The following is a 20846-nucleotide window of genomic DNA, read 5'->3' as shown; positions in this document are numbered from 1 at the left end:
GGGTCTCAGAAGAACGGCACGTCCGGAACGTGGCCTTGGGCATAGAGATGCCGCGCCGTCTCAAGATCCTCGTTGGTGCTGATATGGTACCAGAGACCGTCATGCAGGGCACCGTAGAGCCGCCCGGCCTCCTGCGCCTTGTCGTAAAGCAGGTTGAGCGAGAAGGCCCTTTCCGGCGCACCCTCGAAAAGACGCGGGTGCAGGATCGAGGCGCCCATATAGGCATAAGGCGCAACACGGCGCTCCTCGCGGCGCGTCAGCCGGCCTTCCGGATCCATGGTGAAATCGCCATAGCCGTGCCAGCCGGGCACGCGCGAGAAGGGATGCAGCATCAGCAATGCGTCCATCGCCTTGCCGTCCCACGCCTCCGCGAGCCGCGCCAGGGTCGGCTTCATCGCATCGACCCAGAGGCTGTCGCCGTTGATCACGAAGAACGGCGTATCGCCGAGCAGCGGCAGGGCTTTCGCAACGCCACCTCCGGTCTCCAGCAGCTCGTCTTCCCGGCTGAAAACGATCTCGATATCCGCGCGGCCGCCAAGATGCTTCTCGATCTGCTCCCCGAGATGGAAGGTGTTCACCACAACCTTCTTCACGCCGACGGCGACCACCCGGTCGAGGATGTGATCGATCAGCGGCTTGCCGTCGACCTCGATCAGCGGCTTCGGCGTCTTGTCCGTCAGCGGCGCCAGGCGCGTCCCCTTGCCGGCCGCGAGGATCATCGCGGTCTCCGGGATCGTTACCTTTTTCGTCTTCAGTCTGGTGAGCAGCATGGCAGTCGGATGTTCCTCAAGGCGCGCGGCCGCCCGGCGGCGGCGTCACGCGGTAATCGTCTGGCACGTGTTTTTCGATCCAATCCCGTACCGGTGCAAGAGCGTCGTCCGAGAAATTCTCCATCGTGAGACGCCAGAGACGCGGGATATGCACCAGATAACCATGATTTCCGTAGAGCACGGACTGCCGCGCGAAGATTCCGAACACTTTGAGCGCACGCTGCACGCCCAGCACCCGGTAGGAGCGCTCGAAACCGGCCCGGTCGCCGAGTTCCGGCACCGCGTCGAGATAGCGCTGCATTACCTCGCCGACGATCTCGGGCACGATGTCGCGCCGGCTGTCCTGCAGCAGGGAGACGAGGTCGTAGCTCGCAGGTCCGATCACGGCATCCTGGAAATCGAGCAGACCGCAGGCGGCGATCCCCTTCCGTCCGTCGAGCACCATCATGTTGTCGACATGGAAGTCGCGCAGCACCAGCACGTCCGGCCCCGAACGTGCGGCAGGCAGGACCGCTTTCCAGGCCTCGATATAGGCGTCCCGCGCCCCCTCGCCGATCGCAAGGCCGACACCCGGGTGGAGATACCAGTCGACAAACAACAGGGTCTCCTGCAGCAGCTTCTCGTCGCTGTAGGGCGGCAGGATGTCCGCGTAAGGAGTCGCATCGCGTCGGGCCAGATCGGCGAGCAGATCTCCCGCGAGGCAGTAGAGCTCCCGCTCCCCATACCCCCCGGCGAGCGCCCGCGTGTAGGTCAGGTCACCAAGATCCTCGAGCAACAGGAAGCCGTCCGCGAGATCGGAAGCCACGATCCGGGGCGTGCTGTAGCCGAAACCCTCGAGGATTTCCGCGACCGCGACAAAAGGACGAACGTCCTCTTTCTCCGGCGGCGCATCCATGACGATCGCACGGCTGCCGTCCGGGCGCGTCAGACGGAAATAGCGCCGGAAAGAGGCATCGGCCGCGAGTGCGTTTTCGGTCGCGTCGGACCAGCCGGCAGTTTCCCAGAAAGTCCGGCGTGCGAGCGCGCGCGGACCCGATGCGATAGTGTCACTCATTCGTCCAAACGACCTCAAACCCGGCTTCAGCGAAGGCCTCCGCAAATCCCGGCCGCATGCGCTCCGGAAGCGAAAGCGCGACCAGACGATCACCATCCTCCGCCGGACCTCCTTCGCATATCTCGAAATGGAGCGCCACCGCTTCCGGCGGCGCGAAGCTGCCGAGACGTTCCGGCCATTCAACGAGGCATATGGCCGTCTCGAAGGCCTCGTCCAGGCCGAGTTCGAGAACCTCGTCCGGATCGCCGATCCGGTAGAGATCGGCATGCCAGATCTCGACGTCCTGCCCGTCTTTATCGATCGGGCCGTACTGCTGCACCAGGGTGAAGGTGGGGCTTGGAACCTCTTCGTCCTCGCCGACGAGATAGCGGATGAAGGCACGGGCAAAGGTAGATTTTCCGGCACCGAGCCCACCAGAAAGCAGGAAGCTGCAGCCAGGTCCGGCGAGATCGGCGCAGATCCAGGCGAGGGCCTCGGTTTGCTCCTGTCCTTCGAGATGGAGGCCTGCGGCCACGTACGCTTCGGTCACAGGGAGAGCTCGTTGGCGAAAGTAGGATTGGCTTCAGGCAGTTCGGCATGGCGCGGCATCCGGCACTTGATGCAGAGCCCCTCACCTCCCACCGGCTCGAGCGACAGGGCGCCGCCATGCAGCTCGACAAGGCGGCGAACCAGGGGCAGGGCGAGGTCCGGTCCCTGAGCCCGGCCGCCGCGCTCGACGCCGGAGAAGACCTCGAAGAGCATGGTGCGCATTTCCTCCGGCACCCCTTTTCCGCCTTCGAGAATCACAAAATCGACGTGATCCGCGTCGGCGCAGACCCGCAACGTGATCTGCGTCTCGGCCTCGGTGAATTGCAAGGCGCTGGAAACCAGATTGAACAGGATCTGCCGCAGCCGGCGATCGTCCGCCTCGATCGTATCGACGCCGTCCTCGAATTCGACGCCCACCGTGACATTCTGGGACCGCGCCCTCTCGTCAACCAATGACACGGCCGCAGATACCACTTCACGGACATCGAGTTCCTTCGGGTCGAGCGTGAGGTAGCCCGCCTCGATCGAGGCGAGATCGATAATGTTGCCGATCAGGGAGGACAGCCGCCCGGAGGATTCGAGAATGGCCTTGAGGTATTCGCTCTGCCGTTCGCTGACCGTGCCGACATAGCCGCCATCGAGCATTTCGGCAAAGCCGATGATCGCGTTCAGCGGCGTGCGCAGCTCATAGGACACATTGGCGATGAATTCGCTCTTCAGGCGGTCGGCCGTTTCCAGCGCCTCGTTCCGGTCCTGCAGGGCGCGCTGGACATTCAGCGTGTCGGTGACGTCCAGGAAGTTCACCAGGGTGGCGCCGTCCGGAAGCGGAACGAAGGAATACTCGAGCGCGGTGCCGTCCGGCCGCTCGGTGCGGCCGTGCTCCGCGGACCGGTCGGCGAAACGGGCGGCGAATTCCTGTTTGTAGTCTTCCCAGACCGCTTCCTCGACGACCGGGAAGAGCGGCCGCATCGCTTCCAGAACATCCGAGACATGGAGGGACTGTTCGTGGAAGTTCGAGTCCAGATCCCACATCTTGAGGAAGGTCGGGTTGGACAGCGTCATCCGCCCGTCCGCGCCGAACACGACGACGCCTTCGGCCAAGTTGTCGATGGTCTCCCGCTGCACCTCGTTCAGGGTGTTGTAGCTGCGCTCGAGCGCCAGACGGTCGGTCACGTCCTCGAAGGTGAGGAAGAGGCCGCCGAAAGGATGCGGCATCACAACCATGCGCAGGGTGCGGTCGTCCGGCAGGAAGAAGAAATCCTCGAGCGGATCGATGAGGCGCGTGAAAAGCCCGTTCCAGTGATCGCGATAGGCGCGGAAATCCGACTGCTCCGGCAGCCGCCGCAATTCCCTCAGAAGTTCAAGGAACTCCGTGATCGTCGGGTCGGCGTCGAGCTTCGCCGGATCGACCTCCCAGAGATTGGCGAAGGCGCTGTTGAAGAATTTCAGCCGCTTGTCCGGTCCGAAAATCGCGATCGCGGTCGAGAGCCCCTCCAGCACGTCTTCGTGGGCCGCGATATGCCTGGCGATTTCCGCCTGCGCCTCTTCCAGCGCCGTGACGTCAATGGCCCAGCCGACCGTACCGCGCCCTGCAGTGCCGGGTGCCTCGGTCACCTCGAACAACCGGCGCTCGCCATCGACGACGATGAAACGACTTTCCGAAAAGGGAGCGCCGAGACGGCGCGCCCGGCGGGACGTGTCCCGCGCGGGCTCGGAATCGAGATCGATCACATCTGCCGCGATATTGGCGAAACGGATCCGCATATCCTCGTCGCGCTGCCAGAACGGGATCGTCTGAAGATTGACGGCAGCGAGCAGGTCTTCCGTCTTGCGACGCCATTTCCGGGCTTCGTCCTCAGCCGCCGAGCGCGCGCCGGCCAGCTCCGAGATATCGACGATGGAAACTGTCGCGCGCCCAATGGCACCGCTTCCGGCATCGATCGGAATTCCGGAGATCCGGACGATGCGCGCGCCGTTGCGGATTCCGCTCTCGAAACTGAAGGCCTTGCCTTCCGCCATGAGCCTGGAGACAGCCGTCACCAGCCGCGAGCCCGATCCGTCCGAGAGCAATGCCGCGATCGCGTCGATCGAATTCAGACTGCCTGCATCGGTCCGCAGCAGGGAGGCGACCGGTGGACTGACATGGCGGAGGACCGATCCCTCACCGGAGCTGTCCGAGGCAACCAGGCCGATGAGGCCGACCTGGGGACTCTGCAGAGCCGTATCACGGCCGTCGATCTGATTGGAGAGACTGTCCAGCTCGGCCTGCAGACCGTTGATGCGCCCTCGGTAGATGAACTGCATCGCGGCAAGCCCTATGGCCAGCGCGAGAAGAAACGCGAGCGCAACCGATGTCAGCGGGATCGCGGCGATACTGTCGGAAAGATTCTCCACCATGGATCTCTCCGCACGCGCTTCCGGGACCCGGAAGACGAGGTCGCCGGTCACGCCGACGGCAGCGGTGAAGAGAATCGCGGTCCTTTTCATTATCTCACGTTACGCGTCCATCGGACTCGGCTCAAGCAAAGACACCCTCTGCTTAGCGATTGTTCCCAAAGAGAAAACTGTAGACGGTCTGATCGAGACCGGGTGCCGAAACCCCTGCATCACCGAGCGCCTCGGACAATCCTCGGTTTGCCTCTCGCACCGCGGCTTCGGTCGCGCCGTCGAGCAGGATCACCCATTCGGGTGTCTGCCCCGGCGGAACCGGTTTGCCCTGCGCCTTAAGGCCTGTATTTGAAACGTCGATATCGTTCTCAGCGAGACAGCCGCCGAGCATATCCGGCTGAGAACCAAGCTTGGGCAATACCGTCTCTCCAAGCATGTCGCGAAGACGCTTCATCGCCGGCGCTTCCGGGAAGAATCGGGTGACGCCCAGCCAACCGGTGAAGCCGTGGGTCCTGTCGACGGTGATCGACGCGGTCAGGCGGTCGAACTTGGTAAAGCCGGCCATGACCTTCTGGCTCCAGGCGGTCTGCTCTGCGAGCCGGGCCATGTATTCCGGGTCGGCGAGATCGGAGACCTTGCCGGTCTCGTAGCTGGCGAAATACTTCACGCGCGCATCGGGATCGACCGCAACATAGCGCCGCGCCCGATGGAAACCCGGCATCCAGACCCGCTCGTCGATATGCTCGCGATTGTACCACTCGTTGAATTCGGCTTCGTCTTCCGGTGCGACCTCGGTGAAGGTCATGAGCATGCCGGTTCCGTACAACGCCATGAGATTTCGCTCCCTGTTTCAGCGATGCAGATCGCGGGCGATTTCCGTCACCACATCCCAGCCTTCCGCGACATGGCGGCGCTCCGTGTTGGTCTGCCCGATGGAGAAGCGGATCGCGGCCCGGCCGCGCACCTTGTTCTGCGTGAGATAGATCCGTCCATCGTCATTGATCCGCTGCAGCAGCGTCCCGTTCAGGCGGTCGAGTTCCTCGCCCTCCGGCATGGCTTCGGGCCGGAAGCGGAAATTGATCAGCGCGAGCGACCGCGGCGCGACGATCTCGAAATCGGGCTCGGCGGCGATCCAGCTTTCAAGTTCGGCAGCGAGCTCGATGTGGCGCCGCACAATCTCGCGCAGACCGTTGGCGCCGTAGGAGCGGATTACCATCCAGAGCTTCAGAGCGCGGAACCGGCGGCCGAGCGGCACGCTCCAGTCGCGGTAGTCGATGATCTGGCCCTGCTCCCGGCTCTTCAGGAATTCCGGCAGGATCGAGAGCGTTCGGATCAGGGCGTCCGGATCCTTCACGAAATGTGCCGAGCAATCGAAATTGGTCAGCATCCATTTGTGCGGATTGAAGACCAGGCTGTCGGCATATTCGATCCCGTCCAGCATCCAGCGCTGTTCCGGGAGGAGCCAGGCGGTGCCGGCCCAGGCGGCGTCGACATGCAGGAAGATGTTGTGCCGCTCGCAGATTTCCCCGATCGCGCGGAGCGGATCCACGGCACCGACGCCCGTCGCCCCGACCGAGGCCACCACGCACGCCGGAACACAGCCGGCGGCGATATCGGCCTCGATCTGCGCTTGCAGCAGATCCGGGCGCAGCGCGAAGTTCTCGTCGACATCGATCAGACGGAGATTTTCCCGTCCCAGACCGATGATCTTCACATTCTTCTCTGTCGCCGAATGGGTCTGGTTCGAGGTGTAGACGGTAAGTTTGGGCTGCGCGCCGAGCCCTTTCTCGTTCGCCTTCCAGCCGGTTGCTTTCTCGCGGGCGGTCAGCAGCGCGCAGAGTATGGCGCCTGAAGCCGAATCCTGGATCACGCCGGTGAGCCCTTCCGGCAGCCCGGTCATCTGCCGGAGCCAGTCGAGCGCTTTGGTTTCCATCTCGGTCGCCGCCGGACTGGTCTGCCAGAGCATGCATTGCGCGCCAAGGGTCGCGGTCAGCATTTCCGCCAGCACGGACGGCGGCGAGCTGTTGGCCGGGAAATAGGCGAAGAAGCGGGGATGCTGCCAATGGGTGATCCCGGGAATCACGTCGGATTTGAAATCCTCGAAGATCCGCTCCATCGCCTCGCCCTCTTCCGGCGGCAGGTCGGGAAGCGTGGCGGCAATATCCCCCGGCGCTGTCTGCGCCCGTACCGGGTACTGCTCGACCGATTCCATGTAATCGGCCATCCAGTCGACGAAGCTGTGAGCGTGGCGGCGGAATTCTTCAGGGGACATCGTTTGGACAAACGCAAATTTCAGATTTCAGGAGTCTAGCCGCATGAAAAGGCCAGCGCCACAGCCGCGCAGCGAGCGGCTTCGCTCAGATTAATAAAATTTTAGCGGAATCCCCATAGAAGAAGCGTTCCAACGGTCAGCCTCTCTCGACGCGTCAGTCCTCACACTTGCCAGGTCTTTTATCGCCAGGACAGGGCCCATTCGGCAAAGCAGAGCCAGCATGATGAACACCGCCCTTCTCGAAACCACAGCCACGAGCTTTCGGGAGCAGATGAGCTCACGCGCACTCCCTCTGCTCGCTTACTGGTATACGTCTCGTGGGGACAATCCCGTTCCTGACCGCACGATGTTCAATCCGTATGCGCTGCGCGAGTGGCTGGGCTTTATCAGCATCTACCAATACGACCCTGTTCGCGGTGATTTCAAAAACCGGCTGGAAGGCACGCTTATCACCGAGATGACCGGGCAGGACTGGACCGGCCGGTGGGCATCGGACGTCGACCAGTCCTTCGGATCAACGTTCCTGGAGGAACTTGCAGAGGTTCACTCCACGGCCACGCCCACGATCGACAGCGTGCGGATCTATCAGAAGAAGTACCGTACCGCGACGAAACTGCTGATGCCCGTTGCCGAGAACAGACAACGGGGCGCGGATCAGGTGTTTCTCGCGATGTTCCCGAACTGGTGATTGCGAGACAAAGCTCCCGCAATTGCTCGCTCGTTAGCGCTATCTAGGGACGGACCGTCCCTTTTTTATCCCATTCCTTGAGAACCTCCGGATCCTCCTCGCTGCCGAGCGCAGCCTCGCGCAAGGCAAGGAAGGCATCACGTTCCGTGAGGCGTCCCAGCGCCCAGACCGCCATCGCCCTGACAATCGGGGCGCCATCGGATCTCAGCGCTTCGACAGCCGGCAGCAGAGAGACGTCCCCGCTGTTCCCGCAGGCGATCAGAACATTGCGCAGGAACCGGTCGCGGCCGATCCGCTTGATGGGCGAGCCGCTGAACCGTGCACGGAACGCCTCGTCATCGAGACCGAGAAACTCCGCGAGCGGCGGCAGGTCGAGATCGTGCCTCGCGGCGAAGGCCGCCTCCGCCGAGGTTTCCGCGAACTTGTTCCAGGGACAGACTGCGAGACAGTCGTCGCAGCCATAGATACGGTTCCCCATCGCCTCCCGGAATTCCTCGGGAATGTGCCCCTTGTGCTCGATCGTCAGGTAGGAGATGCAGCGCCGCGCGTCGAGCGCGTAGGGCCGCGGGAAGGCGTTTGTCGGGCAGATATCGAGGCAGCGGGTGCAATTGCCGCAACGGTCGCTCTCGGGAGCGTCCGGCGCCAGCTCCATGTCGGTGAAGACCTCGCCGAGGAAGACCCAGGAGCCGTGTTCGCGCGAGACCATGTTGGTGTGCTTGCCCTGCCAGCCGAGCCCGGCTTGCGCGGCGAGCGGTTTCTCCAACACCGGCGCGGTGTCGACGAAGACCTTCACCTCGCAGCCATATTGCTCGACCATCCAGCGAGCGAGGCGCTTCAGGCGCTTCTTGATGAGGTCGTGATAGTCCTTGTTGCGGGCATAGACGGAGATGTTCGCACGATCCGCCGCCGCGAGGTTCTCCATCGGATCGTGATCGGGGCCGTAATTCTGGGTCAGCACGACGACCGAGCGCGCACCTTCCCAGATCGCCTTCGGCGCGATGCGGCGCTCCAGATGGGTTTCCATCCAGGCCATGTCGCCATGTTCGCCGTTCGAGACGAACTCGCGGAGCCGGTCCTGTTCGCGGGTGCCAACCTCGGCGGAGGTGATGCCGACAGCGGAAAACCCGATGGCGGCCGCCTCGTCCTTGATGCGCTGCTCTGGTTTGATCCGCCGTTCCGGCTCCATCCGCGCTCCGTCAGAGAGGTTCGATATCGCCCAGTGCCTGCTCGGCCCGGAAGGCGGCTGCATGGTCCTTCAACCGTCCCGACTCGATGGCGGACCGGAGCCCGGCCATCACTTCCTGGAAGTAAGCGAGATTGTGCCATGTCAGCAGCATCAGGCCCAGAACCTCGCCGGTCTTGAAGAGGTGATGCAGGTAGGCGCGGGAGTAATCCTTACAGCAGGGACAGGAACAGCCGGGGTCGAGCGGACGCGGATCCTCGGCATGGCGGGCATTGCGGATATTCACGGTGCCGCGCCTTGTGAAGGCCTGTCCGGTGCGACCGCAACGGGTCGGCAGCACGCAGTCGAACATGTCGATGCCGCGCTCGACCGCGCCGACCAGATCGTCCGGCTTGCCAACGCCCATCAGGTAGCGCGGCTTATCCTCGGGCATGTTCGGGGTGGTGAAATCGAGCGTGGAGAACATCATCTCCTGCCCCTCGCCGACGGCGAGGCCGCCGACCGCATAGCCGTCGAAACCGATCTTCGTCAGCGCTTCGATGGATTCGTGCCGGAGATCCTCGAACACACTGCCCTGCACGATCCCGAACAGCCCGTAGCCGACCCGGTCCACGAAGGCATCGCGCGAGCGTTGCGCCCAGCGCATGGAGAGCCGCATGGACTCCGCCGCCTCCTTCTTCTCCACCGGGTAGGGCGTGCATTCGTCGAAGCACATGGTGATGTTGGAATCGAGCTGGTGCTGGATCCTCATCGAGCTTTCCGGCGTCAGCTCGTGCGACTTGCCATCGACATGGCTCTGGAAGGTCACGCCCTGCTCGGTGATCTTGCGCAGCTTGGAAAGGGACATGACCTGGAAACCGCCCGAGTCCGTCAGGATCGGCCCGGACCAGTTCATGAATTTGTGCAGCCCGCCAAGCTTCTCGACCCGCTCCGCGCCCGGGCGCAGCATCAGGTGGTAGGTGTTGCCGAGCAGGATTTCGGCACCCGTCGCCTTCACCGAGTCCGGCAGCATGCATTTCACCGTCGCGGCCGTTCCGACGGGCATGAAGGCCGGCGTCTCGATGGTGCCGTGCGCCGTGGTCAGGCGGCCGCGCCGGGCGGCGCCGTCCTTGGTGATCAGTTCGTATCCGACGGTCATGGCGCAAGGTCCGTGCGTTTCAGGAGACAGGCATCGCCATAGGAGAAGAAGCGATAGCCCTCCGCCTTGGCATGTTCATAGGCGGCGAGGATCCGCTCTCGCCCCACCAGCGCCGAGACCAGCATCAGCAGGGTCGATTTCGGCAGGTGGAAGTTGGTCAGCAGCAGGTCGACGATCTTGAAGCGATAGCCCGGCGTGATGAAAAGACCGGTCTCGCCGGAAAAGGGCGAAAGCGTTCCGTCTTCGCGCGCCGCGCTCTCGAGCAGACGGAGGCTGGTGGTGCCGACGGCGACCACACGCCCGCCCGCGGCGCGCGCCCGGTTGATCCGCTCCGCCACCTCGGCGCTAATCTCGCCCCACTCGAAATGCATCTTGTGGTCGTCGGTATCCTCGACCTTCACCGGCATGAAGGTTCCGGCACCGACATGCAGGGTCAGCGCGCAACGCTCCACCCCGGCAGCGTCAATCCGTTCGATCAGCCGGTCGGTGAAATGCAGGCCGGCGGTCGGGGCCGCGACCGCGCCGTCGCGGGACGCGAACATGGTCTGGTAGGACGTATCGTCGTCAACGCTCTCCGCCTCGTCCCGCTTGATGTAGGGCGGCAGCGGCATGGAGCCAACGCGCTTCAGGGTCTCGATCAGCGCGGCGCCGGTCTCGGGAAAGCGGAAAACGGTCTCGCCGCCGTCGCGCTTTTCGATCACCTCGGCTTCCAACTCGCCCTCGAAGAGGACTGTGTCGCCAACGCGGCAGCGCTTCGCCGGGCGCACGAAGGCGGCCCAGCTTCCGTCCGCCTCCGCCTTGTGCAGCGTCGCCTCGATCCGCGCCGCGCCGCGCCGGCCGACAAGCCGGGCCGGGATCACCCTCGTGTCGTTATAGACAAGGATGTCGCCCGGCCGGAGCAGGTCCGGGAAATCGGCGATCGAGCGGTCCACGATCCCCTCCCCCGACAGATCGAGCAGCCGCGCACTGTCCCGCGGTTCCGCCGGGCGGGTCGCGATGAAATGCTGCGGCAGCTCGTAATCGAACAGGTCGAGGCGCATGGGCACTGGTTACCCGGCGACGTCCGCCGCCGGCTCATTCCGCTGGAAGCGCTGCGGCAGGACGGCGATGAAGGCCCGGAAGGGAACCAGCAGCACCGCCGCCATGGCAAGCTTCGCGCCGTAATCGCCGATCGCCCAGGTCACCCAGGGCAGGCCCGTGGCGTAGAAGGCGAGGGAGAAGAAGAGCGCGGTATCGAGCGCCGAGGACAGCAGCGAAGAAACCAGCGGCGCCTTCCACCAGCTCTGCCGGCGCAACTTGTCGAAGACCCAGATGTCGAGCAGCTGCGCGGTCAGGAACGCGGTGCCGGAGGCGAGCGCGATGCGCTGGTCGGCGAACCAGAGCGACAGGGCGACGCCGAGCGCGAAGCCGGCATAGACGACCTTGCGGGCCGGGCCCGGACCGAAGATGCGGTTCACAAGATCGGTCACCAGGAAGGCGATCGGGTAGGTCAGCGCGCCCCAGGTCAGCCAGTCGTTGATCGGGTAATTGACCGCGATGTTGGAGACCAGGACGACGATGCCCATGGCGGTCATGCCGGCGATCAGCCCGGTGCGGCCGAAAACGGCCGTGTCGGAAGTGCTCATCGAAGAGCTCCTTTCTGTTCCTGCCGGCACAGGAAGCCGTACCGGCTCGAATGGGTCCTGCCGGTGCGGGAAGCCTCACCGGCCGAACAGTGCGGCGGTTTTTAGGGCCTTCGGCGTTTTTTGTCGATGCAAAACGCGCTTCCGAATGGCTGCGTTGCGGCGGATCGCGGCCTGACTCTCGCTCCGGCAGGTCAAAGACCGGACACCGGGGAGAAATCCACCGGGCAATGACTGTTCACTTTTCGAGACCAAATCGACCGATCACCGCACAAAATATAGAAAAATTGGCCATAAAAGTTCTCTCGGCCTTTTTATTGATGCATAAATTGCACTAATTTGATGGCTGAATAGTTAATTCTCTCCCTCGAAGGAACGATTATCTTCTTCTCATCACCGGTTCATGGAGAAAAGAGATGACCCGATCCGAGCTGAGAACTCCGACTAACGCCGAAATCGCCTCCGGCATCGCCGCCGGCAAGCGGGAACGCTCCGAAGCTTTCTGGGCGGTTCTCTCCGGCTTCTCCGCTCTCGTCCGGAAACACTTCGAATGGCGCGAGAACATGAGCCGCATTGCGATCAACGGACGCTGCCCGAACTGCAGCTGCTAGGCCCTCCGGACCGCTTGCGGCACTCATGCAGAACGCGAATGCTTTATATCTGAAACATTCCGATTTCGCATGCCATCTTTGCTGCAATGCAACATGGAAACCCGGAACCCGTTCGGTTACATTCCGATCGTGGGAAACGCAGAAGCCAAGCAGCAACAACAACCGGGCGCGCCTTTAGACAGGAGCACTGTAATGACTGCGAAGAGCCCAAAGATCGAACGTCAGATCATCAATCACGCCGATATCGAACGCTACATGGCCGCCGGCCGGGCGGAACGGTCCAAGGCCGTCCACGAAGCCCTGAAGATGGTCGGCCGCGGTATCGCGACGCTGTTCGACCTGCATGCCGTGATGCAGAAAAAGGTCAGCTTCGAGCCCACCATCAAGCCGGCCCCGAAGCACTGATCCCGATCACCGGACCGGGGAACCGCCCGTTCAGGCGGTTTCCCGGAGCTTGAAGCGCTGGATCTTGCCCGTCGCCGTTTTCGGCAGCGTTTCGGTGAAGACGATCCAGCGCGGATACTTGTAGGCTGCCAGGTCGGCCTTGACGAACGCCGTCAGGCTTTCGGTCAGTTCCGCGCTCTCGGTCATGCCTTCGACGAGCACCACATAGGCTTTCGGCTTGATCAGGCCGTCATGGTCGGGATGGCCGACCACGGCCGCCTCCAGCACCGCCTCGTGCTTCAGCAGTGCCCCTTCGACCTCGAAGGGCGAGACATAGATCCCGCCGACCTTCATCATGTCGTCATTACGGCCGCAATAGGTATAGACGCCGTGCTCGTCCGCGACGTACTTGTCACCGGTCCGCGTCCAGGGACCGCGGAAGGTGTCGACGCTCTTGGCGCGCTGGTTCCAGTACATGATCGCCGAGGTCGGACCGGAAACTTCCAGAATCCCCATCTCACCAGGTGCGCAGAGCCCGCCCTCGTCATTGACGAGCCGGAGCTCGTACCCAGGCACCGCCTTGCCGGAACTGCCGGGATAAACCTCGCCCGCCCGGTTAGAGAGGAAGATGTGCAGCATCTCCGTGCTGCCGAGCCCGTCAAGGATTTCCGGGCCGACGCGCTTGCGCCAGCGGTTCAGCAACTCTTCCGGCAGGGCCTCGCCGGCGGACACGCAGAGCCGCATCGCGTGCTCGCCTTCGCCCGGCAGGTCCTTGGAGGCGAGCAGCATGCCGTAGAGCGTCGGCACACCGAAGAAGATGGTCGGTTTCTGTTCGCGCAGAATGCGCGAGACCGACGCGGGGTCCGGCGGCCCTTCGAGCAGGATCGTCGTCGCCCCGACTGCGAAGGGAAAGGTCAGCGCATTGCCGAGCCCGTAGGCGAAGAACAGTTTCGCGGCGGAATAGACGGTATCGCTCTCGGAGATCCCGAGGGTCGGGACGGCGTAGAGGTCGGCCGTGGCGAGGAGGTGTGAATGAAGATGCACGGCGCCTTTCGGCATGCCAGTCGTACCGGAGGTATAGAGCCAGAAGCACATGTCGTCCGGCACCGTCTCCGCCGGCGCGGTGTCGCTGCCGGGCGTCGCCAGGAAATCCGCGAAGCCGGTTTGCCCGCCGGCATCCCCGCCGGAGACCACCACAAGCTGCGGGGCTTTCGCCTCGGCAAGAACGCCGTCTTTCAGATTGGCGGAAACAAACAGCGCCTCTGCGCGGGAATCCTCGAGGATGAAGGCATAGTCGCGCGCCGCCAGCCTTGTATTGACCGGCACCGGAATGACTCCGGCACGGATCGCGCCGAGAAAGGCGGTCGGGAAATCGATCGTATCATGCAGGGCGAGAACCACCCGCTGCTCGCGCCGGATGCCCGCAGCCCGGAGCGCATTGGCGAACCGCTCCACCCGGTCGGAGAGTTGTTTGTAGGTATAGCTGCCGCTGCCGTCGATGACGGCAACCTTGTCCCCCCGCCCGGCCGCGAGATTACGGCCGATCAGATCCTCGGCCGCGTTGTAGAAACGCGCCGCCCCGGCGTTTTCCGCCATATGTCCCTCCCAGTTCGGCCTCCCGCGAGGCCATGACTTGCTGGGCGCCGTTTCCCGGCGCTCCGTTTCTTCAGCTTTTAAATTGTTCCGCCCGAGGAGATCAGGCGGCCGCCTTGGCCTCCATGACGGAGATCCAGCCCTCGATCCACTCGATCGCCTCGTCCTCGGCAAGATTGCCGGAGTTGGCGTCGTGGATATGCCGTTCGATCACGCGCTCCGCGCCGCACTCTGCGAGAATGGTGTCGAATTTCTGGCCGGCGAAATTGAAGGTGTCCTCGTAGGTCATGTCGCCGAGACCGAAGACCGCGAAGCTGACGCGCGACAGATCGGGCTTGTTCGCGACCAGCGCCTCGTAGAATTCCGTGCCGTTGTCCGGGATCTCTCCATAGCCGTAGGTCGAGGTGCAGATGATGAACTGCCCGCCCTCGTCGAACACTTCCGGACCGAAATCGCCCATCAGCGTCGCTTCGGCATCGATACCGCGATCCGCCAGGGTATCGACGATTTCCTGCGCGCAGAGATCCGCCGTACCGCCTTGCGTGGCAACGAGAATTTTCACCGTCATGCTTCCACCACTCCTTCTAGCCCGGTCCGCGGTTCGATAAAGTGACCTAAATCAGACACGCACTATAATTCATGTTACGGCATGGAGCAAAGAATGATAATTCAGGTACTATCGGTTTATGACACGCACCCGACAGACGAGCAAAGGTCGACCCGGAGCCCATGAGGCAGAGACAGCATAGCGAGACAGTGCCGCCGCGCCGCAGCGCGCTCGGGATCGAGGATTATCTCGTCCGCCTCGGCGACCGTGTACGCGCGGCCCGGGCCAAGCGCGGCATGTCGCGGAAGATCCTCGCGCGCGACAGCGGCGTCTCGGAGCGCTATCTCGCCCAGCTCGAGAGCGGTCGCGGAAATCCCTCTGTCGCCGTGCTGCATCAGATCGCCGACGCCATGGACATGGCGGTGATGGAACTCGCAGACCCGCATGGCGGGACCGATCCGGCGATGACGGAAATCCTCTCCCTGCTCGCGCCGCTGGATGCGGACGAGCTGTCCGAAGCCGCCCGGCTGCTGGACCGCCGTTTCGCCGGCAGCAGCACCCGCGGCCGCCGCATCGCCCTGATCGGCCTGCGCGGGGCCGGCAAGACCACGCTCGGCCGCGCGCTCGCGGAGAAGCTCGGCTTCCCCTTCATCGAGCTCAACCGGGTCATCGAGAAGGATTACGGCGCCAGCATCGGCGAACTGCTCTCGCTCTCCGGCCAGCCCGCCTTCCGGCGCTACGAGAACCGCTGCCTGAACCAGATCCTGTCGGATTACGACGAGGCGGTGATTTCCACCGGCGGCGGCATCGTCGCCAATCCCGAGACCTACACCATGCTGCTGCGCCGGGCGCATACGATCTGGCTGCAGGCCAGCCCGGAAGAGCACATGCAGCGGGTCGTCGAGCAGGGCGACATGCGGCCGATGGAACAGAACCGCGAAGCGATGACCGATCTCCGCGCCATCCTGGAAGCCCGCGCCCCGCTCTATAACCGCGCGGAAGCGAGCGTCGACACGGCGGGCGAGACGCTGGAAACGAGCCTCGCAAAACTGACGGAAACCGCGCGCGGGCTGATCGGCTAGGCGAACGCCCCGATATCCACCGGTAGCCGCTTCTGCCCCCAGGTCCCAGGCTTCTCCTCGAACACGCCCGCCATCTTCGTGCCGCAACTCGTGCAGCAGCCCTTCGCGTCGAGCTTCCAGTCCGAGAGCACGTACCAGTCGCGGCCGATCACCCGTTCGCCGCAGCCGCTGCAATAGGTGCTCTGGCGGCCGAGATCGTGGACGTTGCCGGTATAGGCGTAGCGCACCCCGTTGCGGAGCGCGATGCGCCGCGCGCGGGCGAGCGTGTCGAAGGGGGTGCGCTCCTTGTCCATCATCCGGTAGTCGGGATGGAAGGCGGAGAAATGCATCGGCACGTCGGGGCCGAGCTTCTCGACCACCCAGCCCGTCATCTCGTCCAGCTCCCGCTCGCTGTCGTTCTCGCCGGGGATGATCAGGTTGGTGATCTCGAACCAGACGTCGGTCTCCTCGCGAAGATAGACCAGCGTGTCGAGCACCGGGCCGAGTTCGCTCTTGGTGACCTGTTTGTAGAAGTCTTCCGTAAAGGCCTTCAGGTCGACATTGGCGGCGTCCATGTGGCGGAAGAAGGCCGGGCGCGCCTTGTCCGTCAGGTAGCCCGCCGTCACCGCCACGTTCTTCACCCCGGCCTCGCGGCAGGCGATGGCGACGTCGTCGGCATATTCATGGAAGATGATCGGGTCGTTGTAGGTGAAGGCCACGGAACGGCAGCCGAGCTTGGCAGCGGCCCGCGCGATGGTCTCCGGCTGCGCCTCGGCCTGCATCCGGTCCATCTCCCGGCTCTTCGAGATATCGTGGTTCTGGCAGAAATTGCAGGCGAGATTGCATCCCGCCGTGCCGAAAGAGAGCACCGGCGTACCGGGGAGGAAATGGTTCAGCGGCTTCTTCTCGATCGGATCGACGCAGAAGCCGGAAGAGCGGCCGTAGGTGGTCAGCACGATGCGGTCGTTCTGCCGCGCCCGCACGAAGCAAAGCCCGCGCGCTCCCTCTTTCAGCTTGCAGTAGCGCGGGCAGAGCTCGCACTGCACCCGCCCGTCGGGGAGCATGCTCCAGAAATCGGTCTCGACAACCGGGCCCTTACCCTTTAGCTCCGGCGGCGCGCTCTCGGCGAGGCTCGGCGCCGCGTCGGTGACAGTCTCACTCACCAGATCTCTCCCTCGCGGGTTCGCGCCCGCTTCTTCTGTCTTTATACTCCGATCCCGCCCGTCCCGCGACCACTCGAGGCCCGCTTGTTCGCCACCCTGATCCTGCCCATCGCGCCGATCTTCCTGCTGATCGTGCTCGGCCACCTGCTGCGGCGCGGCGGCATTCCGAGCTTCGAGTTCTGGAACCTGAACGACAAGCTGGTCTACTGGGTCCTCTTTCCCTGCCTGCTGTTCAACAAGATCGCCGGGCTGGATTTCTCCGGCGGCGAACTCGGCGAGCTGGCGATCGCGATCTATGCGGGTTTCGGCGCGGCGATCCTGTTCTCTCTGCTGGTGCAGCCGCTCTTCCGCACCGAGAAACCGCTCTGGACCTCGATCCTGCAAGGCTGCGCCCGGCACAACACCTTCATCGCGCTCGCCGTCGGCGAGCAGGTGTTCGGCGGCGAGGTGCTGGGCAAGGCGGCGCTGGTGACGGCGCTGCTGATCCCGGTCACCAATATCGCCGTGGTCAGCATCATGGCCGTCACGCTGGCGAAACGGGACGGCGGCAATCTTTTCGCCGCGGTCCTGAAGGATCTCGCGCGCAACCCGCTGCTGATCGCGGTCGGGCTCGGCTTCGTCTGCAACGGGCTCGGGCTCGAGACCATTCCCGTCGTCACCAAGATGACGACGATCCTCGGCGCGGCGGCCCTGCCCATCGTGCTGCTCTGCGTCGGTGCCAATATCCGCATCCGGGCGATGGCGGCGGATCTGCGGAGCACCTTCGTCGCCGTCTTCGGCAAGATGGTGGTCTTCCCGGCCGGGATCGTGCTGGCCGGGCTCGCCATCGGCCTGGATCCCGACCTTTTCCTCGCCGCCATGCTGTTCGGCGCCTCGCCGACGGCGGCCTCCGCCTATACGCTCGCCCGCGCGATGGGTGGCGACGCCCCGGCGATGGCGGGGATCGTCACGATCCAGACGGCGATCGCCTTCGTCTCGATGCCGGCGACCCTGCTGCTGGCACAATACATCCTTGCGCTTTGACCCTCCCGCTCGCCGCGGTCCGTGCCTATATTCAAGAAATGGAACAGATCATTGAAACCGCACCGAGCGTGCGGGCCCCGCATGTTGCCGGCGCCTTCTATCCGGACGCACCGGACGCGCTGGAGAACATCGTTGCGAGCTGCCTGACGAGCGCCGCCGACACGCCGGTCCCGGAGGCGAAGGTCGTGATCGCGCCGCATGCGGGCTATGTCTTCTCCGGCCCGATCGCCGGCACAGCGTTCAAGCCGCTCTCCAGGCGCCGCGGCACGATCCGCCGTGTGGTGATCATCGGCCCGGCGCACCGGGTCGGCTTCCGCGGCCTCGCGACCACCAGCGCCGATGCCTGGGCGACGCCGCTCGGCACCGTGCCGGTCGCTTGGGACGCTCTCCGGGAGCTGCTCACTCACCCCGATTTCCACGTTTCGGACCGGGTATTCGAGGGCGAACACAGCCTCGAGGTCCACGTCCCCTTTCTGCAGCAGGTCCTGGGCGATATCGAGATCGTGCCGATCCTCGTCGGCGAGGCCTCGCCGGAACAGGTCGCCCGCGCCCTCGACGCGGTCTGGGGCGGACCGGAAACACTGATCTCGGTCTCCTCCGATCTCTCGCATTTCCTCGACTACGACACCGCCCGCAAGCTCGACCGCGAGACCATGCGGCGTATCGAGCTGCTGAAACTGGAGGAGATCGACGGCAAGGGCGCCTGCGGCCACCGCGCCATCGCCGGCGCGCTCGCCCTCGCCCGGCGGCACGATCTCCGGATCACCGGGCTCGACACGCGCAATTCCGGTGACACCCGCGGTGGTAAGGACCGCGTGGTCGGCTACGGCGCGGCAGCGATGGAATTCGCCGGCAGCGCCCGCCTGCCCTCCGCCGACCGCGAACAACTGATCGAGGCGGCGCGCTTCTCGCTCCGCTTCGGCGCCGAGAACGGCCGCCCGCCGGAAGCACAGCTCGGAAAGAACCTTTCCCCGAGCCTGACGGCCATGCGGGCGAGCTTCGTCACGGTGAATATCGTGGGCAAGCTCCGCGGCTGCATCGGCAGCGTGATCGCGCACCAGCCGCTGCTGCTCGACGTCATCACCAATGCCTACAAGGCCGGCTTCGGCGACCCCCGTTTCCCGCCGCTGACGATGGAAGAGCTGCAGAGTGCGGATATCCACGTCTCCATCCTCTCCACCCCGCGCCCCCTCGCCTTCAACGGCGAGAAGGACCTGATCGCGAAAGCGCGTCCGGATGTCGACGGGCTGATCCTGCAGGAGGGCAACCGGCGCGGCCTCTTCCTGCCGAGCGTCTGGGAAGGGCTGCCGAAATCGGAGGATTTCATCCGCAACCTGAAGCGCAAGGCCGGCCTGCCGATGGATTACTGGTCGGACGGGATTCGGGTCTTCCGTTACACGACAGAATCGTTCGGCGCGCCCTTCGCGGCGGCGGAGGAAGCGCAGGTTCAAGCGAAAGCTTGAGCGGCGCCTAGTCCGGCTGCCCCGGCAGGGCCACAAGCTCCTTCGACCAGACCGGAAGCGGTGCCTCGAAGCCCCTGACCCGGTACTCGCCGAGCGGCTTCAGCCGGTCCTCCGGTTTCGATTTCTCCGCCACGCCAGCATCGGCGAGCACCGCCGCGCCGACTTCCTTCGCCAGAACCTCGAAGCGGGCCGCGCGGTTCACCGTGTCGCCGTAGATCGTGAAGGCCTGACGCCGGTCCGACCCGACGCGGCCGGTCGCGATCGGGCCTGCGGCAAGCCCGATCCGGACGCGGAAACCGTTCTTCTCGGCCGCCGCCAGCAGATCCGACGACGCGTCGAGCGCCGCCCGTTCCGGATCCTTGATCTCGAGCGGTGTGTTGAAGGCGGCCAGCAATCCGTCGCCGGTGAAGCTGATGACGACGCCTTCGCGCGCGGAGATCGCGTCCGCAGCGTCGGCGAGGAAGGTTCCGAGGGTCTTGATCACATCCGCCGGATCGCGTCCGTCCGCATAATCGGTGAAATCCTGGATATCGAGCACCAGCGCGACGCCGTGACGGACCTGCGGCTTGAGAACGCCGCGATCGGCCGCGAGCCGCTCGGCGATGGTCTCGGGAACGAAGCGGCCGAAGGTCCGCACCATCTGCTCCCGGGCGATCTCGGCGGTCACCTGTGCGAGGAAGACCCGGCGGGCGCGGAAGACGGCGAAGGCGAGGATCAGCGAGGCGATCAGCAGCAGGCCGGTCTCCTGGATCCGGTTTCCGTAGCCGACGAAATCCGGCGAAAGGAACACCGAGAGAAACTGCTCCGCTGTTTCGTCCGCCGGCAGGTCGCCCCAGGACAGCCGCCGCTCCATGCCGGAGATGGCGATGGCGAATATCCCCCACCAGCCGACGAAAGCGACCAGTCCCGACCAGGCGACCAGGCGCCAGGAAAGGGTCAGCGTGGCCATCGCGATCATCGGGAAGAGGAAATAGATCCCGAAAGAGCGGAAGGCGAGGATCTGCGGCAGTTCCGGAGCCGAATAGCTTACCGGGATGATGACGAAAAACGCACAGATTCCGAGGATATCGACGGCATAAAGGACGTATTTCAGCCACCAGTGCTCGAACCGGGTGCCGATCACGGCATAGCTCGCGATTCCGATGGCGGCGAACAGACCGAGCGCGGTCAACGAAAGCGGGCTCGGGCTCGCCCCGGCCAGGTTCCAGCCGACGATCAGCCAGACCATTCCGACCGCAACGGCGGCTGTCCGGCAGAGGATGGCCAGCTTGAGCCCCTGCCGCTCCGCGATCCTGAGGCGCGCGAGCGCTTTGCGATCAGCCATTCCCCGGTCTCCGGCAAAGGTGCGGAATGCACCT

The 20846-nt window shown here is 64.4% G+C and carries 20 protein-coding genes; 6 read left to right on the top strand and 14 right to left on the bottom strand.

Annotated elements, in window-relative coordinates:
* Window positions 1-5: 5 nt before the first annotated feature.
* Genes JJ959_RS02715 through JJ959_RS02690 form a run of 6 tightly spaced genes read right to left on the bottom strand, consistent with a single transcriptional unit; the run spans window position 6 to window position 7012 of the window.
* Window positions 6-770: a nucleotidyltransferase family protein gene (locus JJ959_RS02715; protein ID WP_292879727.1), complete on the bottom strand. Its 765-nt coding sequence runs from the start codon at window positions 768-770 to the stop codon at window positions 6-8.
* A 16-nt stretch (window positions 771-786) separates the two neighbouring features.
* Window positions 787-1824 (bottom strand): phosphotransferase, encoded by a 1038-nt coding sequence (locus JJ959_RS02710; RefSeq protein WP_292879726.1) that lies wholly within the window; start codon window positions 1822-1824, stop codon window positions 787-789.
* Entirely contained in the window at window positions 1817-2353 is a 537-nt protein-coding gene (tsaE, locus tag JJ959_RS02705) for a tRNA (adenosine(37)-N6)-threonylcarbamoyltransferase complex ATPase subunit type 1 TsaE (protein WP_292879725.1), read from the bottom strand. The genes JJ959_RS02710 and tsaE overlap by 8 nt, the downstream gene beginning before the upstream one ends.
* Window positions 2350-4839 carry a PAS domain-containing sensor histidine kinase gene (locus JJ959_RS02700; protein ID WP_292879724.1) on the bottom strand — a complete coding sequence of 830 codons (2490 nt, stop codon included), beginning with the start codon at window positions 4837-4839 and terminating at the stop codon, window positions 2350-2352. Before JJ959_RS02700 ends, tsaE begins: the two co-directional genes overlap by 4 nt.
* Window positions 4840-4891: 52 nt before the next feature.
* A complete protein-coding gene (locus tag JJ959_RS02695) occupies window positions 4892-5572 on the bottom strand; it encodes a DUF4286 family protein (protein WP_292879723.1) in 681 nt (226 codons plus the stop codon).
* 18 nt (window positions 5573-5590) lie between these two features.
* Window positions 5591-7012, bottom strand: coding sequence for a pyridoxal-dependent decarboxylase (locus tag JJ959_RS02690; protein ID WP_292879722.1), 1422 nt, complete (start codon window positions 7010-7012; stop codon window positions 5591-5593).
* Between the two features lie 220 nt (window positions 7013-7232).
* On the opposite strand from JJ959_RS02690, the gene JJ959_RS02685 reads away from it, so the two are divergent.
* Complete coding sequence (locus tag JJ959_RS02685) at window positions 7233-7700, top strand: PAS domain-containing protein (protein WP_292879721.1); 468 nt, start codon at window positions 7233-7235, stop codon at window positions 7698-7700.
* 43 nt (window positions 7701-7743) lie between these two features.
* On the opposite strand, the gene queG is transcribed toward JJ959_RS02685, so the two are convergent.
* Genes queG through JJ959_RS02665 form a run of 4 tightly spaced genes read right to left on the bottom strand, consistent with a single transcriptional unit; the run spans window position 7744 to window position 11646 of the window.
* On the bottom strand, window positions 7744-8886 hold the full coding sequence (gene queG / locus JJ959_RS02680) for a tRNA epoxyqueuosine(34) reductase QueG (RefSeq protein WP_292879720.1): 1143 nt from the start codon (window positions 8884-8886) through the stop codon (window positions 7744-7746).
* 10 nt (window positions 8887-8896) lie between these two features.
* A complete protein-coding gene (tgt, locus tag JJ959_RS02675; RefSeq protein ID WP_292879719.1) occupies window positions 8897-10021 on the bottom strand; it encodes a tRNA guanosine(34) transglycosylase Tgt in 1125 nt (374 codons plus the stop codon).
* On the bottom strand, window positions 10018-11061 hold the full coding sequence (gene queA, locus JJ959_RS02670) for a tRNA preQ1(34) S-adenosylmethionine ribosyltransferase-isomerase QueA (protein ID WP_292879718.1): 1044 nt from the start codon (window positions 11059-11061) through the stop codon (window positions 10018-10020). Before queA ends, tgt begins: the two co-directional genes overlap by 4 nt.
* A gap of 9 nt (window positions 11062-11070) precedes the next feature.
* Complete coding sequence (locus JJ959_RS02665) at window positions 11071-11646, bottom strand: queuosine precursor transporter (protein ID WP_292879717.1); 576 nt, start codon at window positions 11644-11646, stop codon at window positions 11071-11073.
* Between the two features lie 413 nt (window positions 11647-12059).
* On the opposite strand from JJ959_RS02665, the gene JJ959_RS02660 reads away from it, so the two are divergent.
* Window positions 12060-12254 (top strand): hypothetical protein, encoded by a 195-nt coding sequence (locus tag JJ959_RS02660; protein WP_292879716.1) that lies wholly within the window; start codon window positions 12060-12062, stop codon window positions 12252-12254.
* 192 nt (window positions 12255-12446) lie between these two features.
* Window positions 12447-12659 (top strand): RSP_7527 family protein, encoded by a 213-nt coding sequence (locus JJ959_RS02655; protein ID WP_292879715.1) that lies wholly within the window; start codon window positions 12447-12449, stop codon window positions 12657-12659.
* A 30-nt stretch (window positions 12660-12689) separates the two neighbouring features.
* Here the strand turns inward: JJ959_RS02655 and JJ959_RS02650 are convergent, their stop codons facing one another.
* Both JJ959_RS02650 and JJ959_RS02645 read right to left on the bottom strand, forming a co-directional pair.
* The gene (locus JJ959_RS02650; protein ID WP_292879714.1) at window positions 12690-14234 is read right to left on the bottom strand and encodes a benzoate-CoA ligase family protein; all 1545 of its coding nucleotides are present in this window, start codon (window positions 14232-14234) and stop codon (window positions 12690-12692) included.
* Between the two features lie 100 nt (window positions 14235-14334).
* Window positions 14335-14799, bottom strand: a complete 465-nt coding sequence (locus JJ959_RS02645; RefSeq protein WP_193183381.1) for a flavodoxin domain-containing protein — start codon at window positions 14797-14799, stop codon at window positions 14335-14337.
* Window positions 14800-14960: 161 nt separating this feature from the next.
* Between JJ959_RS02645 and JJ959_RS02640 the strand changes: the two genes are divergently transcribed.
* Entirely contained in the window at window positions 14961-15860 is a 900-nt protein-coding gene (locus JJ959_RS02640) for a helix-turn-helix transcriptional regulator (protein ID WP_292879713.1), read from the top strand.
* Here the strand turns inward: JJ959_RS02640 and amrS are convergent.
* A complete protein-coding gene (gene amrS, locus JJ959_RS02635; RefSeq protein ID WP_292879712.1) occupies window positions 15857-17002 on the bottom strand; it encodes an AmmeMemoRadiSam system radical SAM enzyme in 1146 nt (381 codons plus the stop codon). The two genes, JJ959_RS02640 and amrS, sit on opposite strands and share 4 nt — an antisense overlap.
* A gap of 84 nt (window positions 17003-17086) precedes the next feature.
* On the opposite strand from amrS, the gene JJ959_RS02630 reads away from it, so the two are divergent.
* Window positions 17087-18025, top strand: coding sequence for an AEC family transporter (locus tag JJ959_RS02630; protein ID WP_292879711.1), 939 nt, complete (start codon window positions 17087-17089; stop codon window positions 18023-18025).
* 38 nt (window positions 18026-18063) lie between these two features.
* Window positions 18064-19488, top strand: a complete 1425-nt coding sequence (gene amrB / locus JJ959_RS02625; RefSeq protein WP_292879710.1) for an AmmeMemoRadiSam system protein B — start codon at window positions 18064-18066, stop codon at window positions 19486-19488.
* Window positions 19489-19495: 7 nt separating this feature from the next.
* Here the strand turns inward: amrB and JJ959_RS02620 are convergent, their stop codons facing one another.
* Window positions 19496-20812 carry an adenylate/guanylate cyclase domain-containing protein gene (locus tag JJ959_RS02620; protein ID WP_292879709.1) on the bottom strand — a complete coding sequence of 439 codons (1317 nt, stop codon included), beginning with the start codon at window positions 20810-20812 and terminating at the stop codon, window positions 19496-19498.
* Window positions 20813-20846: the final 34 nt, after the last annotated feature.

Origin of the sequence: Nisaea sp. (genome assembly GCF_017640745.1) — a bacterium.
GTDB lineage: Bacteria > Pseudomonadota > Alphaproteobacteria > Thalassobaculales > Thalassobaculaceae > Nisaea.
The sequence above is the reverse complement of the archived record's forward strand: the minus strand, read 5'-3'. Positions and strand labels throughout refer to the sequence as shown.

Bases quoted from the DNA above. Each gene is read 5' to 3' on its own strand.
- tgt (WP_292879719.1), bottom strand. From the start codon at position 10,021: ATGACCGTCGGATACGAACTGATCACCAAGGACGGCGCCGCCCGGCGC.
- JJ959_RS02640 (WP_292879713.1), top strand. From the start codon at position 14,961: ATGAGGCAGAGACAGCATAGCGAGACAGTGCCGCCGCGCCGCAGCGCG.
- amrB (WP_292879710.1), top strand. From the start codon at position 18,064: ATGGAACAGATCATTGAAACCGCACCGAGCGTGCGGGCCCCGCATGTT.
- JJ959_RS02655 (WP_292879715.1), top strand. From the start codon at position 12,447: ATGACTGCGAAGAGCCCAAAGATCGAACGTCAGATCATCAATCACGCC.
- queA (WP_292879718.1), bottom strand. From the start codon at position 11,061: ATGCGCCTCGACCTGTTCGATTACGAGCTGCCGCAGCATTTCATCGCG.
- JJ959_RS02715 (WP_292879727.1), bottom strand. From the start codon at position 770: ATGCTGCTCACCAGACTGAAGACGAAAAAGGTAACGATCCCGGAGACC.
- queG (WP_292879720.1), bottom strand. From the start codon at position 8,886: ATGGAGCCGGAACGGCGGATCAAACCAGAGCAGCGCATCAAGGACGAG.
- JJ959_RS02665 (WP_292879717.1), bottom strand. From the start codon at position 11,646: ATGAGCACTTCCGACACGGCCGTTTTCGGCCGCACCGGGCTGATCGCC.
- JJ959_RS02690 (WP_292879722.1), bottom strand. From the start codon at position 7,012: ATGTCCCCTGAAGAATTCCGCCGCCACGCTCACAGCTTCGTCGACTGG.
- JJ959_RS02660 (WP_292879716.1), top strand. From the start codon at position 12,060: ATGACCCGATCCGAGCTGAGAACTCCGACTAACGCCGAAATCGCCTCC.
- JJ959_RS02700 (WP_292879724.1), bottom strand. From the start codon at position 4,839: ATGAAAAGGACCGCGATTCTCTTCACCGCTGCCGTCGGCGTGACCGGC.
- JJ959_RS02620 (WP_292879709.1), bottom strand. From the start codon at position 20,812: ATGGCTGATCGCAAAGCGCTCGCGCGCCTCAGGATCGCGGAGCGGCAG.
- JJ959_RS02685 (WP_292879721.1), top strand. From the start codon at position 7,233: ATGATGAACACCGCCCTTCTCGAAACCACAGCCACGAGCTTTCGGGAG.
- JJ959_RS02710 (WP_292879726.1), bottom strand. From the start codon at position 1,824: ATGAGTGACACTATCGCATCGGGTCCGCGCGCGCTCGCACGCCGGACT.
- JJ959_RS02650 (WP_292879714.1), bottom strand. From the start codon at position 14,234: ATGGCGGAAAACGCCGGGGCGGCGCGTTTCTACAACGCGGCCGAGGAT.
- JJ959_RS02645 (WP_193183381.1), bottom strand. From the start codon at position 14,799: ATGACGGTGAAAATTCTCGTTGCCACGCAAGGCGGTACGGCGGATCTC.
- JJ959_RS02695 (WP_292879723.1), bottom strand. From the start codon at position 5,572: ATGGCGTTGTACGGAACCGGCATGCTCATGACCTTCACCGAGGTCGCA.